Origin of the sequence: Dinghuibacter sp., assembly GCF_035492835.1 — a bacterium.
Classification (GTDB): domain Bacteria; phylum Bacteroidota; class Bacteroidia; order Chitinophagales; family Chitinophagaceae; genus Dinghuibacter.
Genome location: NZ_DATJIY010000064.1, coordinates 21,828 through 38,624, shown reverse-complemented (window position 1 = coordinate 38,624; position 16,797 = coordinate 21,828). Strand labels below are relative to the sequence as shown.

The window sequence follows — 16,797 nt, the reverse complement described above, 5'->3', positions numbered from 1 at the left end:
CTTTAAAACGCCAGTTGGAATTGTGCTTCGAACATGTTGTTGGCCACGTGCGCGTTTTGTTCCTCTCTGGCGCTGTAGTATAGCTGTACTTTTGTCCACACGTTGAAATAATAATTCAGACCGAGGTCGTAATACCGCGTCGTGAGGCCGTCCTTATCGATATTGGCGTTGTATACATCGTACCGGAAGACCGGCTGGAGGTGATGGTGCAGGAAAAAGTAACCCGCCTGGGCGTACCATCCATCATGCCTGGTGGGGTCGGAATTCCCTTCCTGACCTCGGATGTATTCCGTTTTGACCGAAAGGTTATCCAGGCTCAGGGCAGCCTCGGCGCCCCAGCGGACCCTTTCCTGGCTCTTGTTCAGGTTCGAGGTGAATTTGTCGTAACCGTTGTAATAGCTGCCCCCGAAGCTCACTGCCTTTACGGGGTGAAATATCAACCGCGCATCGATGTCCTTGGAATTATTGTTGTCAAGGGTATTGATCCCCGCCCCGTTCAGCACCTGGAAGGTATAGTCGATCAGGTGGTAGTCCTTGATGGGGATGATACTGCCCCCGACCTGTATGCCGATATCCCGTCCGTTCTCATTCCCGAGCGAGTCCACCAAACCGTTTCCGGAGTCGCCTTTCCGGCCGACCAGGGCGTTGACCACCTGGGATCGCTCGATCAAATCGAGATTACGGTCCTGGGTCATGTTCTCCTGCGAGAAAGCGACAATCATTTGTCCGGCCTTGATATTCAGGAACGAAAACGGCTTATAGACGAGGAAGCCTTCAACCAGCATGGGAGAAATCAGTGCGCCGCCTGTCGGAGCGCTACCGTTGGCGCCGCTGTTGCCTACGAAGTCCACGAGCAGCCGGTAGTCGAATTTGCTCGAAAAATGACCTTGGAAGTCCAGCCTGGCCCGTTTGATGGCGAAGCCATTGGTTTTCCCGCTTTGCTGGAAATTCTGGTAAGTCACCTGGGTATAGCCGCTCAGGTCGAGGTTCCGCGCGAGTTTCAACGGGAAGGAATCCAGCCGGTCGTCGATCCGTTGTTGCTGCTCCCGGTAGCTTTTGCGAAGTGAATCCGCCTCACCCTTGGTGATCGTCCCCTTACGCACGAGCAAATTCAGCACGTCGTTATTGGTCTGCGCAGCCGTCACGGCGGCTATAATAAAAAATAGAGCAGTCAGTATAAGTTTCATTGCATGGTTTTTAGTCTACTTATTTTATAGACAAAATAAGTCCACAAAAATAGTAGGGTAATTTGATCGACCAAAATTTATTTTCACCACAAACGGGCGTTCGCAACCGCCGGCCTACGGATGCATAAGCCGCTCGGAAATGCCAAATGAGCGATCGACAAGGACGGCGGCAATACCAGCGGCGATAATGGTCGTCATTTCCCACGTCAGCCGGCGGACGATACGCTTGTCCTTGACCGCCCTCCAGACGATCGGGAGATTGACGAGCGCGCTGGCAAGAGAGGCCACGACGGTGGCGCTCCCAGCCAGGGAAGGGCTGATACTCCCGTGCCGGGCCATCGTGGCAGCGGCGGCGGTCGTGCTGGCGCTGCTGACGAGACCGCCAAAAGCGCTGGTCGCCAGTAGTCCGTTACCACCAAACGCTTTGGTCAGCAGCGTTCCGGAGACCTGTATGGCGATAAACAGCAAACCGAACCGCAGGATCTTGGACAAGGAGATGGGGGAATCCAGCGCCAGGGTGGCCGGCTCCTCGGGGACGTTGCCCTGGCGGCGGAGGTCCAACCCTATCCATAACCCGGTAACGAGCGCCATGGCGATCAGCGGCAACAGCGTAGCCGCAAGCGAGGATGGAGCAAAAAGGGTAGCCAATACCAGGTTACGGACACACATGGCGATCGTCGCAAGAAGACAAAGGACGGTAGCCCTGGAGGCCATCGACACACCCTGTATGCGGGCGCTGACCTCGGCAACGGCGGCGCTGCTGTTGACGAGCCCGCCGAAAATGGCGCCGAGGTAAAGACCACGGGTGCTGTAAACCCGCAGCAGTACGTAGTTCAGAAAGCCGATACCGGCAATGGCGATGATGCTCAGCCAGGCGTCAGATGGGTTGAAAAGTTGCCAGGGGTCGATATAGCGGTCGGGCAGGATCGGGTATATGACAAAACCGATCAGCCCCATGAGTACCGCGCTCCGCACTTCGGAAGGGTGCAAACCGCCGGCGAACCGGTTCAATTCGGACTTCCATGCAAGCAACATGGTAACGATAACGGCGCCGGCCACGGGCGTGAAAATATGCCCCATGCCTACGAGCACCCCCAGGAGGTATATGACCATCAGGGCGGCCGACGTGGTGATTTCCAGCGAACGATCGGTCAATATGCTACGGGTATTGGCCGCGGCCACTAAAAGGAAAACGCCGACCAATCCCGCGATGACAAAATTCTCGCCCGCGAGACTTGCCAGCATGCCCAATAGCGACACGATGGAGAATGTCCTGACTCCGACATCTTTGCTCGACCACTCCCTCTCCAGCCCGACGAGCATGCCGATCCCGACGGACACCGCCATTTTCAGCGCGATGGGCGCCGCGGGAAACGTATGGTCTAAGGTTGGCACTGGATGCTTTTCGGGTAAGAGCACAAAAATAATGCTTGTTTCCCGACCGGGACATACCGACATCCTCCCTACATCACCAGAAAACGGATTTTATATTACCTTTCCAGCTTCACAAAAAAGGAGTATATGGCAAGAGGATGGAATCACGGCCTGGAAAAGGGCGTCATCGGCGTCGCGGTGATCGTGGCGGCGTGTCATGTACAGCGAAAAGCCGCCGCCAAAACGGTTTCCGCCACGGGGATCGGTAAGGTAGGGCACGTGGTGGTAATTTATATGGAGAACCACAGCTTCGACAACTTATACGGCCAATTCGAGGGGGCGGACGGGTTGTCGTCCGCGGGCAAAGTAACGCAGGTGGATAAAGAGGGCAAGCCGTACACCGACCTTCCCCCCGTGCCGGGGAGCAACGCCTTTCCGACGAACCTGCCGAATAGCTATTTCAACATCGATCAGTATGTTCCCTCCGACAAAGAGACGCCGGACGTTCTGCACCGGTGGTACCAGGAGCAGCTCCAGATCGATTCCGGGAAAATGGATAAGTTCGCTGCCTATAACAACAGCCGGGGGCTGGCGATGGGTTACTACCAGACGAACCTGATTCCACTGGCGGCCGTCGCCCATAAGTATACGCTTTGCGACCATTTCTTCCACAGCGTCTTTGGCGGTTCTTTCCTGAACCACCAGTGGCTGATCGCGGCAGCTACACCGGTCTATCCGGACGCGCCGGAGCGGATGCGCGCGAAGATGGATTCTACCGGCCGGTTGATAAAGGACGGCACGGTGACGCCCGATGGATATGTGGTAAATACCAGCTATTCGGTGAACGAGCCCCGCCCGGATAAGACGCCCCGGGAGCTGCTGATCCCCAACCAGACCAACCCGACGATCGGGGACCGGTTATCCGCTAAGGGCATCAGCTGGGTATGGTACGCGGGCGGATGGGACAGCGCCCTGGCGGGCTACCCGGACGCGCAATTCGCTTATCATCACCAGCCTTTCATGTACTATGCGAAATACGCGGATGGGACGGAGGCCAAAAAAGAGCACCTCAGGGATGAGACGGAATTCCTGACGGCGGCCAGGGCGGGTACCCTTCCGAGCGTCAGTTTCGTAAAGCCGAGCGGACTGGAAGACGAACATCCGGGGAGCTCGGACGTCTTTCACTCGGAGTCCCACGCGGTGGACCTGATCAACGCCGTTTTGAACGGCCCCGACGGTAAAGACGCCGTCATCATCCTTACCTATGACGAGAACGGCGGTTTCTGGGACCATGTGCCGCCGCCGGTAATCGACAAATGGGGGCCGGGTACGCGTATTCCGGCCATCATCATATCCCCGTTCGCCAAAAAGGGGTTCGTCGATCATACGACTTATGAGACGGTCAGCATACTGGCCTTTATCGAGAAGAGGTGGGGGCTGGAACCCCTCAACGGTCGCGATGCACAGGCACACCCGCTCGAAAACGCCTTTGACTTTTCCCAGCGGCCGTGATTCGCCCGTGTCTGTACATAGGGTTGGTGGCGGTTTTCGCCGCACTGGGATTTTATCCTTCCCGGCCGGCGCCGCCGGAAGTGTCGGTCGCCCGTTTGTTGAGCAGCCAGGTGGCGGCATTCGACAGCCTGGTCGAACGGCGCTTCGTTACCGCGGTCGGGAACGGCGCCGGCCAGGACGAAGTACAGCGCCTTTTTCTCGAAGCGCGGTTAACGTATAAACGCTGGGAATGGGCCGCGGAATACTGGAACCCGCTGCTCGCCCGCCAATTGAACGGCGAGCCGGTACCGGAGACGGACCCGGTCATCCAGGCCGATCCGACCCCGGAAGGCGGCAACCCCGGACGCTTCAGGGTGGTGACACCCGAAGGCCTACAGGTGATCGAAGGTTTGTTGTTCCCCCGATACGATACCGCCAGGCGGCAGGAGCTGCTCGACCTGTTGCGACGCATCCGGGTGACCGACGGCTGGTACCTGAGGTATTTCGGTGGTGTGGGTTTACTGCCGGGACAAGTTTTCGACGCGGCCAAGCTGGAGGTCTTCCGGGTGATGTCGCTGGGGGTTACGGGGTTCGACGACCCGCTGACTTTGCGCAGCATGCGGGAATCGGCGGAAGCATTGAAGGGGGTTCGGGATGCGATGGGCGCCTATGGACTCGGGAGCATCACCGACCCGGCGATCGACTATTTATCGGGACATACCGGATTCGATACGTTTGACAGGGCAGCCTTTGTAACGGACTACGCCAATCCCCTGACTACGGCTATCACAAAGGCGGTTTCCAGCCTGAACATACCTGTCATACGGTATAACCGCCTGTTGCGGCAAGACGTTTCCACCCTGTTCGACCGGGACGCTTTCAACCCCGACGCATACCTTCCGGAGGGCGGCGTACCGACCGGCGCGGCGCTGGTGGCTCTCGGCAGAAAGCTATTCTATGACCCTTCGCTTTCGGCGACGGGCACACGGAGCTGCGGCTCCTGCCACCAGCCCGAACAGGCATTTACGGACGGCCTGGTACGTAACACCATCCTGGATAGCCACGATCCGCTCGCCCGCAACACGCCTACCCTGTTGAACGCCGCGCTCCAGCCTGCGTTGTTCTATGACCTGCGCGCGTCTTCGCTCGAGGACCAGATCGAAGACGTACTGCACAATTCGCTCGAAATGCGCGGCTCATTGTCCCGGGCCATGGGTCATTTCGCGGGGGACACCGCTTACCGGCGGCTTTTCAACGGCGCCTTCGCCACGGGCGCGCCCGACACCACTGGCATCGTCAGCGCCTTGGCGGCGTATGTCCGCAGCCTCGTGCGATTGGACAGCCGTTTTGACGATTATATGCGGGGGGAGCCGGGGGCGCTTGACACCATGGAGATCCGGGGCTTCAACCTGTTTATGGGGAAGGCGCGGTGCGGGACCTGTCATTATATACCTTTGTTCAACGGGAACTTCCCGCCGATGTACGACCGGATAGAGGCAGAGGTTATCGGCGTGCCGGCGTCCCGTGGAGCGGGCGTTGTCGACCCCGATCCGGGGCAATTCGGGATACTGCCGGCTTCGTTCCTGCGTCATGCTTTTAAGACTCCGACGGTACGGGAAGCGGGCCGTACGGCGCCGTATATGCACAATGGGGTCTTTTCAACGCTGGCGGAGGTCGTCGACTTCTATAACGACGGCGGTGGGCGCGGGGAAGGTGAAAGACTGGACAATCAAACGTTGCCCGCGGATTCACTACGTTTGACGGCCGGCGATAAAAAGGCGTTGATCCGGTTCCTGGAAAGCCTGAACAGCCGGTAAAACGCGGGCGCTCCGCCGGTGGCGGAGCGCCCGAACGTCGTACGATGCTAAGGAACGTTCTCCGCTCTGGTGAGCGTCCCCTGGGGTGAAAAATAGAGCAGGCAATACGCCTGCAGGAGTGCCCCCACACGGTCATCCACGACCCTGCTGACTTTTATGACATAGGTATGGCCATCCTGTCCAACCTGGTCAAACATGCTGTCCACAGACCAGGCGACATAAGCGCTCTCGTGGAAACCCTTCCGGACAGCGGCGGGAAGGCCCCGCATTTGTCGGATATGAGTCTCGGTACGTATCCAGTCGCCACCCGGTGTATAATATGCCCTCCTGGCAAGATGATCGGTCTTGAACGAGGCAATGAAACCGGCGTTAGTCTTTTCCCAATGTGGCTGACAATTGGGATACCTTGTGCCGAAGGCGTGCCCGACGGCCTGTGGAACATCGGTGGAAGCCTGTGCGGCGACGTGGAGCAGGGACAGCGACAGCACGATCGCGATGATGATTATTCTTTTCATTTCTTGCTTTTTACTGGTGATTAGATATAATGGATCCTTCGTTGATGGTATAATCGGCATGCAAGAGCAAACCGTCACCGGCACGGAGGTCGCCGAAAACCTCGGTCGAATCCCCATGGTCGTTGCCCAGGGTGACGTCTATCCAGCGGGCCTTGCCGTCCTGGTTCAACACGACATACTTATGCTCCGTGGTGGTCACCACAGACGCCTTAGGCACCATGAATGCACGGGCATTCCCGCTGACGGGCAGCTCCACTTCCGCGTACATGCCGGGCTTGAAGACGCCGCCGCGATTCGGCACATCCAATTCGATCGCCTCGGAACGATAAGCGTCGTTGAGTGCACCCGACGCCCGGGAAATAGCCGCGGTAAATTCCTGACCAGGCAGCGCGTTGACTGTGAAATGAACCTTGCCCGTCCGCGACAGCTGGGCGGTATATTGCTCCGGGATGTTTACGAGCAGCCTAAGCAGGTCTTGCCGTTGGAGCACCAGCATGGGTTTGGCGCCTTGCACGCCGGGGCCAACCAGGGCGCCGGGATGAACATTCCGTTCCGAGATGACTCCGGCAAAAGGAGCCGTGACCGTAAGGTAGCGGTACAAGTCCTGCTGCGCTTTGTATTCGGCCATAGCGCCCTCGGCCAGGGCGCTGTCGGCCGTCATCTTGTCCCGTGCTGCCTCCAGGTCGTAATCGGACACCGTTCCCGGGGTGCGGCTGATGACCCGCATCCGGTCGTATTTGTCCTTACTGGCCAGGTAGCCCGCGTGGGCCTGGACATACGACAATTTCGCCGAGGCGATCTTGTCCTCCATTTCCGGAGCTTCCAGCTCCAGCAAAACAGCACTGCCGGAAACCTCCGAGCCACGATCCACACGGACAGACTTCACGAAACCGTTGACTTTCGGGAAAATCTGCACCGACTCGAAGGGCAGCAACAGGCCCGGCAGACGGACCTGGCTGCCGGACGGGTGAGCGTACAGCGACATAAACCGGAAGCTGGGGCGGATTGCCGCGGGCGCCACGGGCGTCTCGCTTGCGGCGGGATTGCACGACTCGACGGCGATCGCCGCGAGCGCAAGCCATACTATAGAACGTACAGTATTCATTGTCGATATGCTTTAAATTGTATCAGGTAAAAGAGATGGGTCTTTTAGCGCGGCCCGGCGTTGAGCCCAGGCATAACACTGGGGTACGATCAGCAGCGCCGCGATCGTGGACGCGATCAGTCCCCCGATCACGGCGCGGCCGAGTGGCGCGGTCTGGTCGCCCGCTTCGCCCATGCCGCTGGCCATCGGGATCATTCCCGCTATCATGGCCAGGGAGGTCATCAGGATCGGCCGGAGACGTATAGAGGCAGCGACGGCGGCGGCTCTTCGTGCGTCACCTCCATAATCCCTCCGTAGGGTCTCGGCGTTGGTAACAATCAGGATCGCGTTGGCGACGGAGACACCCACAGACATGATGATCCCCATATAGGATTGGAGGTTCAGCGTAGAACCCGTGGCCAGCAAGAGCAGCAAGGCGCCCAGTAATACCGCGGGCACAGTGGACAGCACGACCAGCGAAAGGCGGAAGGACTGGAAGTTGGCAGCGAGCAACAAGAAAATGACGATAATCGCGAAGACGAGGCCGCTTTGCAGGCTGCCCAGGGTTTCAGTCAGGAGCCCGGACATGCCTTGGACCGTTATCGACAGCCCTTTCGGCAATGCTCCCAACGACACGATCGACGACTGCACGCGGTCGGTGGCCCGCTGGAGGTCCGCCTTGTACAGGTTGGCGCCGACGGTCAGGTAACGCAGGGGACCCACCCGGTCATATTCCCCGGCACTGGTGTCGATCCGGAAGGTGGCGACGTCCTGGAGAACCACCGAACTGTGTCCCGGTCTCAAGGGGATTTCCTTCAGGTCGTCCAGATCGCGTAACGCGTACTGGGGCATCTGTACCTGCGCCTGCCAGGTAAATGCGCCCTTCTCGTCCAGCCAGAGGTTCTTCTCCGTGAACCGGCTCGTGGCGGTGATCGCCGTCACCGAGTTGATGACGTCGTCGATGTTCAGACCCATTTCGGCGACCTTTGTACGGTCGATCGTAATATTGATCGCCGGAAAATGCAACGGCTGCTTGATATGGACGTCCCGGAGAAAGGGTATCCGCTGCATACCGGACAACAACCGCCTCGCGTAAACAGTGATCGAATCCATGTCCTTACCCGCCACTTGTACCTCTATCGGCGTCGCAGCGCCCTGGCTCATGATCTTCTCCGTCAGCTCGATCGGCTCGAAGTCCAACCGTACCTCAGGGAAATCCCTTGCTACCGTCTCCCGGACAGCCTCCTGGAAAGCGTCCTTGTCCGGCTTATAGCGTTCATCTACGGCGAACTGCAAGGTCGCCTCCTGAGGACCATTGTTCTCGATGTACAGGTTGGTGGTCGCGAAGTTGCTCGGGATAGTGCCGGCATACGCGGATGTGACGGAGATATGATCGTGCGTAAGCGTGTCCAGGATACCGATCACATGGTGAACCATGTCCTCGGTGCGCTCCACGCGGGTACCGTCGGGGAGCTTCAGCTTCAGCTGGTACTGTCCCGTATTTGTCTTGGGGAGCAGGTCCTTTCCGATCCAGAGAAAGCACAGGGCCGCCAGGCCAAGCACGGGGACCAGGTAAAGTATGACGTTCCGTGGACTGTGGGGGATGACCCTGTTCAACAGGCCCAGAAATCGCAGCTTGAGCCGTTCGAAAAAGTCGTTCTTCTCCGGTTCCTTTACCTGGTGTTCGAGGTGGGTATTGACCTGCCGGGTTTCATCCTCGTCCATCGCCTGGGCGGCCCTGGCGTGCGGTTTCCCGTGGTGATACTGGTACCTCTCCGCCTTCAACAGTCCGTTTGACAGTATCGGGACCAGGGTCTGCGCGAGGATATAGGATACGATCATCGCAAACCCTATGGACAATGACAGGGGAAGGAACAGCGCCCTGGGAACCCCCTGCATCACGAAGGAAGGTGCGAACACGGCAATGATACATAGGAGGATCAGCAGCAGGGGAAAGGCTACTTCCGCGCAAGCGTCGTAAATCGCGTTCCGCTTGGGTTTCCCCATTTCCAGGTGTTGGTGGATGTTCTCGATGGTAACGGTAGCCTGGTCCACCAGGATGCCGATGGCCAGCGCCAGGCCGCTAAGGGTCATGATGTTGATTGTTTGCCCCGCCAGTTTCAGACAGAGAACCGCACTCAGGATGGACACCGGGATGGTGACGACGACCACCACGCAGCTTCGCCAGTCCCGCAGGAACAACAGTACCATTAACCCGGTAAGGAGGGCGCCTATTACACCTTCGGACACCAGGCTTTTGACGGCATTGATGACAAAAACCGACTGGTCGAATACATAGGAGATATGCACGTCGTCCGGCAGGAGGGCCTGCATGGAGGGTATCTTCGCCTTCAACCCCTGGACGACCTCCCACGTGGAGGCGTCCTGGGTTTTCACGACGGCCATATACACCGACCGTTTCCCGTTGATCAGCGCATACCCGGTCGTCCAGTCCATGTCGTCCTGGACCGTACCGACGTCTCCTATGCGGACAGTATTGATACTGTCGGAATTGATTGGAATGTCGGCAAAGTCCGAGACGTTTTTTGCCAGCGAATTCACGGTCGTCAGGTACACGCCGTTCCCGATCATGATGTTCCCGGAAGGCGCAATCCGATTGTTCTTCGCCAGGGCCGCCACGACCTGTTCCGGGTCGAGGTTATGGCTCCTCAGCTTATCGGGGTCGATGTTGAGCGTGATTGTCCGCTCGTTGGACCCGATCGGGGGAGGGGCGGATAGACCGGGCACGGTGGAAAACATCGGACGGATACGGGTCGAAACCAGGTCGTTGATCTGCCCCATGGACTCCGTTTCGCTGGTGAAAACCAACGAGCCCACGGGCAGCGACGATGCGTCGAAACGGAGGATTTGCGGGGGCACCGCGCCAGGCGGGAAGAACTTCATCGCCCGGTCAAGGTTCCAACCGACCTGCGCGGAAGCCTCCGCCATGTTGGTGTTGTCGAAGAACATCAACTTTAGCACCGTCAACCCCTGGATATTCCGGCTGCTGATGGATTTGATGCCGTTCACGAACAGGAACTGGTTGAGCAGCCGCGTCGCGAAAAAACCCTCCATCTGCTGGGGTGTCATCCCGCCATACGGCTGGATGACATAGATCGTGGGGAGGTTCAGGTTGGGGAATATGTCTATCGGTATGGTTCTTATCGCCAGGAAGGAGCTTAAGAAGACGGCCCCGACTATTACCAGGGACGTCACCGGCCTCCTGAGCGAGCTGGATACAAGACTCATGGATCGTGTCAGTTTAGATTGTCGATAAAGGCGTCGAGGCGATTGCCGAGGCCGGCCTTGACGCTGAGGAGTTGCAAGAGTTGATCCTGGGTGATGACATAGCTCGTCTCACTGCGCCTGAGCACATAGAGGGCGTTGGTCACGTCGATCAGCGTTGCCATTCCACCCTTGTACAACGCCAGCTGTTGACCATAGGCCTCGAGCGCCGCCGCGCGTTGCACACGCAGATCCTGGAGCTGCCGGACCGCAGTGGCATAGGAGGCGCTGGCCAGTTGGATGTCCTTGTCCAGGGCCAACTGTTCGTCGGCCAGGGCGTCCTTGCTGGCCTCCGCCGCAAATCCGCCCGCCTTCAACCGGTCGTGGCGTTTCTTGATATCGAACACGTTGTAGGTGATGGATAAGCCCACCAGGTAGCTATAGCGTTGATAGCCGAACCCATCGGCAAAGTCGCCATAAGCCCCGTCGGGGCCGACGCTGGAACTGCGGGACCAGCCCGCCGCCTCCAGCCCGACGGTTGGGAGGTATTCCCTCGCTATGGTCTTGTTTTCCGCCACGGTTGCCCTGTATCGCGCCTGGTAACCCGCCAGCAGCGGGTGGGTGACCGGCACGTTTTCTACCGGTTGGAGCAATCCCGCAGAGACGGTCTGCAAGTGTTCGGGCAGGAGCGTATCGGGCGTAACCCCCGCGGTGTCCAGACCGGTAAACCGGGAAAGCGCTATCTTATCCGACGTGAGGTCGCTCTGCGCCTGTTCGAAGGCGAGCAGCGCATCGGCAAATTGGGCGGCGGCGGTAACGCTGTCAACCCCTGGCCGGAGACCTCCGGCGGCGATGGCTCGGATGGCCACGAGGATGGCTTCGTTACGGGAGACGTTATCCCTCTCCACTTCCACCAGCCGGGCTTTTTTCAATGCATCCAGATACAGGCCCGCTACCTCCATCGTCAACAGGTATTTATCCCGGTCGAGACCCGTCCTGGTGGCTTCGAGGTCGGTCAGCGCCTGGCGCTCGAGCGCGTTGTAGTAACCGAAGCGATAGACGTTCCATTGGAGGAAGGTCGTCGCTACGTTCCCCGAGTTCGCCTGCCAGACGTTGGTTGTAGCCACGCCGCCCACGGTCGAGGGCACGATGCCCATACCGAAATAGGCGCTGTTGACGGAATTGTTGGTTCCCGCGGTCCACTGCTCCTGAAGGGTCAATGACGGCAGGCGCTGGTCTTTGGCGAGGGTGACGCCAGCCTCGCTGTTTTCTATTTCGGCCTGGCGTTGTCGGATCAAAGGGTATTCGCTCAATGTCCGGCCTATCGCTTCTTTTAAGGACAATACCTGGGCCTGTCCGCTGGCAGGCACGACCAGGAGCGCGTACAAAAGCACGCGTGTCGCACACCCCCTTGGGTGCGCCCAATCTTGTTTAGTCATGAGGGAAAAAGACTTACCTGAAGCCCTATCGGGCTTCCATTTCGTGATGAATTACGTTAACGGCTAATTGGGGTATCAGCCCAGGCAGGGAGGGCCCCTGAAAATACCGTATCGCGCCTGGTTTTGAACGCAGCTGACAGCATGGATGGGATAAAAGACCGGACGGTCGGAGGGAACCGCTACCGGGAGCTCACAGACCGGGTTTGCCGGCAGGCAGTAGGTAAGTCCTCCCCTTTCCATGTACCGCTTGTAATAACGGAACATGGTAGCCGAGCCATGTTTGTGCGTGACCTTTGCCTCCTGTAGCGCCGTCGGTTGGCCGGGATAGCCCCAGCCGCTGACATCGTAGGTGCCATGATTGACAACCGGCGCCTCGGTAAAAAGCCTCCCATAGGCGAGGGCCGAGAGGATCGACACCGCCGCAAGAAAAAACACCGATTTCCAGGTATGCCTCATATGGAAAAAGTGGAGACCCCCAAAAATAGCGGAAAAATGCATTTGCGCTACACCATCCAAAACGTTAAATAACCATTGGTAGTAGGCCTTTCTCCCAGCCGCCCGGGGCCTACGAAATCGTACTGCCGGGGGCGATGTCCAGTTGGGGGTTGATAAAGTGGAGCTTGCCACCCGGGTCTTCGGCCATGAGGATCATCCCATGGCTTTCCACGCCCATCATTTTGCGCGGGGCGAGGTTGGCCACGACGGTTACCTGCTGGCCGATCAACGCAGCCGGGTCGAAATGCTTCGCCACGCCGGACAGGATCGTCCGCTGTTCGACGCCGAGGTCGACGGTGAAGCGGAGGAGCTTGTCGGACTTCGGCATCTTTTCGGCCGTCAGGATCTTGCCGACGCGCAGGTCGAGCTTGGCAAAGTCGTCGTAGACGATCGTGGATTTGACCTCGGGGAGTGGTGTCGGTGCGGCGGGGGCGGCCGGGGCGGGGGCCGTCGCGGCAGCGGATGCCACGAGCCCCGCGCGGAGCTTCGCGACCTGCGCCTCGACCTGGGCGTCCTCGATCTTGGCGAAGAGCAGCTCCGGGGGGCGAAGGCTGTAGCCGACGGACAGCAACTTCGTTTTGCCCGCGTTCTCCCACTCCAGCATCTTATCCACCGTCTTCATCATATGACTCATTTTGCGGGCGGAGAAGGGGAGGAAGGGGTTGATCAGGATCGCAAGGTTGGCGGTCAGCTGGAGGCATACGTGCAGACAGTTGTCGATCTTTTTCTGCGCGGTCGGATCGGTCGGGAGGTCGCGGGCGACGATCCAGGGTTGTTTTTTCTGCAGATATTTATTGCCTTCGCTCGAAAGGGCGATGACCTCGGACAGGGCCTCGCGGAAACGGTAGGTCTCCAGCGCGGCTTCGACGCGGGTCCTGGTCAGCGCCGGGGCCTCCAGCATGGCGCGGTCCTCGTCGTCGAGGACGTCGGCGTGGAGCGGTGGCACCTTACCGCCGCACAGCTTGTGCATCATCACCATAGTCCGGTTGACGAAGTTGCCGAATATGGCGACCAGTTCGCTGTTGTTGCGCGTCTGGAAGTCCTTCCACGTAAAATCGTTGTCCTTGGTCTCGGGGGCGTTTGCGCAAAGCACGTAGCGCAACACGTCCTGGCCGTCGGGGAAGTCGCGCAGGTACTCGTCGACCCAGACAGCCCAGTTACGGCTGGTGGACACCTTCTCGCCCTCGATGTTGAGGAACTCGTTGGCGGGGACGTTGTCGGGCAGGACAAAACCGCCGTGCGCCTTGAGCATGCTCGGGAATATGATGCAGTGAAAAACGATGTTGTCCTTCCCGATAAAGTGCACCAGCTTGGTATCCCCTTTACACCAGTAGTCGGCCCAGTCGGGCGTGAGCTCCTTGGTGGCGCTGATATACCCGATGGGCGCGTCGAACCACACGTACAGCACCTTCCCCTCCGCGTCCGGCAGCGGCACCTTTATCCCCCAGTTGCTGTCCCGTGTCATCGCCCGGGGCTGCAGCCCGCTGTCCAGCCAGCTTTTGCACTGGCCGTACACGTTGTTTTTCCAGACATCCTTTTTCCCCTCCACGATCCATTCCTTCAGCCAGGGCTCGTATTGCTGGAGCGGGAAGTACCAGTGCTTTGTTTTTTTCAGGACCGGCGTGGCGTCGCTCAGGGCGCTGCGCGGGTTGATCAACTGGTCGGGGCTGAGTGAAGAACCGCACCGTTCACACTGGTCCCCATAGGCGTTGGGGTTAGCGCAAACGGGACAGGTACCGATGATGTAGCGGTCCGCCAGGAAGGTCTTTTTCTCCTCGTCGTAGTATTGCTCGCTTTCCTTTTCCTCGAAGAGTCCGTCGTCGTACAATTTTTTAAAGAAAGCGGAGGCCGTCTCGTGGTGAACGGGGTTCGACGTCCTGGAATAAATATCGAAGGAGATGCCCATCCGGGCAAAGCTGTCTTTGATGATCGCGTTGTATTTATCCACCACCTGCTGGGGCGTGATCCCTTCCCTCATGGCGCGGATGGTGATGGGTACGCCGTGTTCGTCGCTCCCGCAGATGAACTTGATGTCCTGTTTGCGGGCGCGTTGATAGCGGACATAGATATCCGCGGGTAGATAGCAGCCGGCCAGGTGGCCGATGTGAACGGGGCCGTTGGCATACGGTAGGGCGGCCGTAACCAGATAACGCTTGAATTCAACCATGCGCGAAGTTACCCAAAAGTGCGGAGGGTCCCAAAAGCCCGTGACGCCCAAAGGCCAAAAGCGCTGCGATTCCCCTAATTTTATCGCATGAACCGCAAAGATTTCGTGAGTAGCCTGCTCCCCCTGGCTATGCTGGGCGCCGACTGGAAAGACCCCGACCCCGTCACCGTCCCCCCCTATCTGAAAACCGGCGACACCATCGGCATCACCTGCGGTTCCGGCCCCATAGACCTCAAGGAAATACAGCCGTCCATCGCCGTGCTCCAAAGCTGGGGCTACCAGGTCCGGATCGGGGACACCATAGGGAAAAAAGACGGCATGTTCGGCGGCACCGACGAGGAGCGAACCAAGGACATACAAACCATGCTCGATAGCCCCGACTTGCAGGCCATCCTCTTTGCCCGGGGCGGGTACGGGATGGTGCGGATCATCGACAGCCTGGACTTTACGCGTTTCAAGTCGTCCCCGAAGTGGTTGATAGGTTTCAGCGACGTCACCGTGATTCACGCCCATGTCCACCGGAACTGTCGCATCGCGACGATACACAGCAAGATGTGCAACAGCTTTCCTGACGTCTACGACAAAGCCGAACCCATCATCAGGGACTGTATCGACTCCATTGGTAAAACGTTGAGGGGAGAACAGATGAATTACCTGGCCCCTTATTCCCCGCTGAACCGGCCGGGCAGGACCGAGGGCCAGCTCATCGGCGGGAACCTGCGCACCCTCGAAAACCTGGCAGGCACCGCATCGGACATCGACACCACCGACAAGATCCTCTTCATCGAAGACGTGGAGGAATACTACTACAACCTCGACCGGATGCTCTGGAGTTTCCGGAGGACCGGGAAGCTGCAAAAGCTCCGCGGCCTGATCGTGGGCGGGTTCAACCGGATGATGGACGACCCCAAGGAGCCCATGGGCAAAAACCACTACGACATCGTTACCTTCCACACCAAGGACTTTACCTATCCCGTTTGTTTCGACTTCCCGGTCGGACACCAAAAGGATAACTACGCGCTGCGTTGCGGACAGATGCACCAGCTCGATGTGTCACGGGACGGGGTCCGGTTAACCAGCATCGCATGATATTCCCTCCCTACCTCCAACCGGGCGATACCATCGGCATCGTTTGCCCCGCGGGCCAGATGGAGGCCGCCAGGGCGCAGGATTGCATCGACACCCTCCAGGCCTGGGGATACCGGGTGCGCGTAGGACGTACCCTGGGTCACGCCTGGCACTATTTTTCCGGGACCGACCAGGAGCGGCTGGACGACCTGCAGGCCATGCTTGACGACCCGGAGGTAAAGGCAGTCCTTTGCGGCCGGGGCGGCTACGGGACCAGCCGGATCATCGACCGGCTCGACTTTACCGCCTTCCGTCGGGCGCCCAAATGGGTGATCGGCTTTAGCGACGTCACCGTCCTCCATGCCCATCTGTATACTTTTTGCGGGACAGCATCCCTCCACGCACCGATGGCCGGCGCCTTCCAGGGCGAAGGCGCGGCGGGCGCCTCGGTGGCGTCGCTCAAAGCCGCCCTGGAAGGGGGAAAAGCCGCCTACACGGTCGCGACGCACCCCGCCAACCGGGAAGGCCGCGCGGAAGCACTGTTGGTCGGCGGGAACCTGACCCTCCTGGCGCACCTGGTCGGATCGGTCTCGGACATCCCCACCGACGGCGTCCTGCTGTTCATCGAGGACATAGGCGAATACCGGTACAACCTGGACCGCATGCTGATCCAGCTCCAGCGGGCGGGTAAGCTGGAAGCCCTGGCCGGGCTTGTCGTCGGCGGTTTTACCGACCTCAAGGACACCGTCGTGCCCTTCGGACAAAGCGTGGAAGAAATGATCCTGGAAAAGGTAGGCGCGTATGGGTATCCGGTCTGTTTTGGTTTTCCCACCAGCCATCACGGTGACAACTATGCGCTCAAGGTCGGCGGCCGCTACCGGCTGGACATCCAGGACGCGGGCGTCACCCTGGGTGAAATATAAATCCCTATCTTT

Annotated in this window: 12 protein-coding genes; 4 read left to right on the top strand and 8 right to left on the bottom strand. The window is 59.0% G+C overall.

Annotation, left to right across the window (positions count from 1 at the left end; translation table 11 throughout):
* Nucleotides 1-2: 2 nt before the first annotated feature.
* On the bottom strand, nt 3-1,187 hold the full coding sequence (locus VL547_RS06190) for a porin (RefSeq protein ID WP_325576337.1): 1,185 nt from the start codon (nt 1,185-1,187) through the stop codon (nt 3-5).
* Nucleotides 1,188-1,301: 114 nt separating this feature from the next.
* Nucleotides 1,302-2,582: an MgtC/SapB family protein gene (locus VL547_RS06185; protein WP_325576335.1), complete on the bottom strand. Its 1,281-nt coding sequence runs from the start codon at nt 2,580-2,582 to the stop codon at nt 1,302-1,304.
* Between the two features lie 126 nt (nt 2,583-2,708).
* Here VL547_RS06185 and VL547_RS06180 point away from each other — a divergent pair, with 126 nt between their 5' ends.
* A complete protein-coding gene (locus VL547_RS06180) occupies nt 2,709-4,073 on the top strand; it encodes an alkaline phosphatase family protein (protein WP_325576333.1) in 1,365 nt (454 codons plus the stop codon).
* A 26-nt stretch (nt 4,074-4,099) separates the two neighbouring features.
* Nucleotides 4,100-5,869, top strand: a complete 1,770-nt coding sequence (locus tag VL547_RS06175) for a cytochrome-c peroxidase (protein WP_325576331.1) — start codon at nt 4,100-4,102, stop codon at nt 5,867-5,869.
* A 47-nt stretch (nt 5,870-5,916) separates the two neighbouring features.
* Here VL547_RS06175 and VL547_RS06170 read toward each other — a convergent pair whose 3' ends face one another.
* The 6 genes from VL547_RS06170 to metG all read right to left on the bottom strand — a co-directional run bounded on the left by VL547_RS06170 (nt 5,917) and on the right by metG (nt 14,794).
* Nucleotides 5,917-6,384 (bottom strand): hypothetical protein, encoded by a 468-nt coding sequence (locus VL547_RS06170; RefSeq protein ID WP_325576329.1) that lies wholly within the window; start codon nt 6,382-6,384, stop codon nt 5,917-5,919.
* 10 nt (nt 6,385-6,394) lie between these two features.
* On the bottom strand, nt 6,395-7,489 hold the full coding sequence (locus tag VL547_RS06165; RefSeq protein WP_325576327.1) for an efflux RND transporter periplasmic adaptor subunit: 1,095 nt from the start codon (nt 7,487-7,489) through the stop codon (nt 6,395-6,397).
* A gap of 12 nt (nt 7,490-7,501) precedes the next feature.
* Nucleotides 7,502-10,717, bottom strand: a complete 3,216-nt coding sequence (locus VL547_RS06160; protein ID WP_325576325.1) for an efflux RND transporter permease subunit — start codon at nt 10,715-10,717, stop codon at nt 7,502-7,504.
* 8 nt (nt 10,718-10,725) lie between these two features.
* The gene (locus tag VL547_RS06155; RefSeq protein WP_325576323.1) at nt 10,726-12,132 is read right to left on the bottom strand and encodes a TolC family protein; all 1,407 of its coding nucleotides are present in this window, start codon (nt 12,130-12,132) and stop codon (nt 10,726-10,728) included.
* A 75-nt stretch (nt 12,133-12,207) separates the two neighbouring features.
* Complete coding sequence (locus VL547_RS06150; protein WP_325576321.1) at nt 12,208-12,588, bottom strand: hypothetical protein; 381 nt, start codon at nt 12,586-12,588, stop codon at nt 12,208-12,210.
* Nucleotides 12,589-12,697: 109 nt separating this feature from the next.
* Nucleotides 12,698-14,794 (bottom strand): methionine--tRNA ligase, encoded by a 2,097-nt coding sequence (gene metG, locus VL547_RS06145; protein WP_325576319.1) that lies wholly within the window; start codon nt 14,792-14,794, stop codon nt 12,698-12,700.
* 87 nt (nt 14,795-14,881) lie between these two features.
* On the opposite strand from metG, the gene VL547_RS06140 reads away from it, so the two are divergent.
* Both VL547_RS06140 and VL547_RS06135 read left to right on the top strand, forming a co-directional pair.
* The gene (locus tag VL547_RS06140; RefSeq protein WP_325576317.1) at nt 14,882-15,883 is read left to right on the top strand and encodes an LD-carboxypeptidase; all 1,002 of its coding nucleotides are present in this window, start codon (nt 14,882-14,884) and stop codon (nt 15,881-15,883) included.
* On the top strand, nt 15,880-16,785 hold the full coding sequence (locus VL547_RS06135; RefSeq protein ID WP_325576315.1) for an LD-carboxypeptidase: 906 nt from the start codon (nt 15,880-15,882) through the stop codon (nt 16,783-16,785). The genes VL547_RS06140 and VL547_RS06135 overlap by 4 nt, the downstream gene beginning before the upstream one ends.
* The last annotated feature ends 12 nt before the right edge of the window (nt 16,786-16,797 follow it).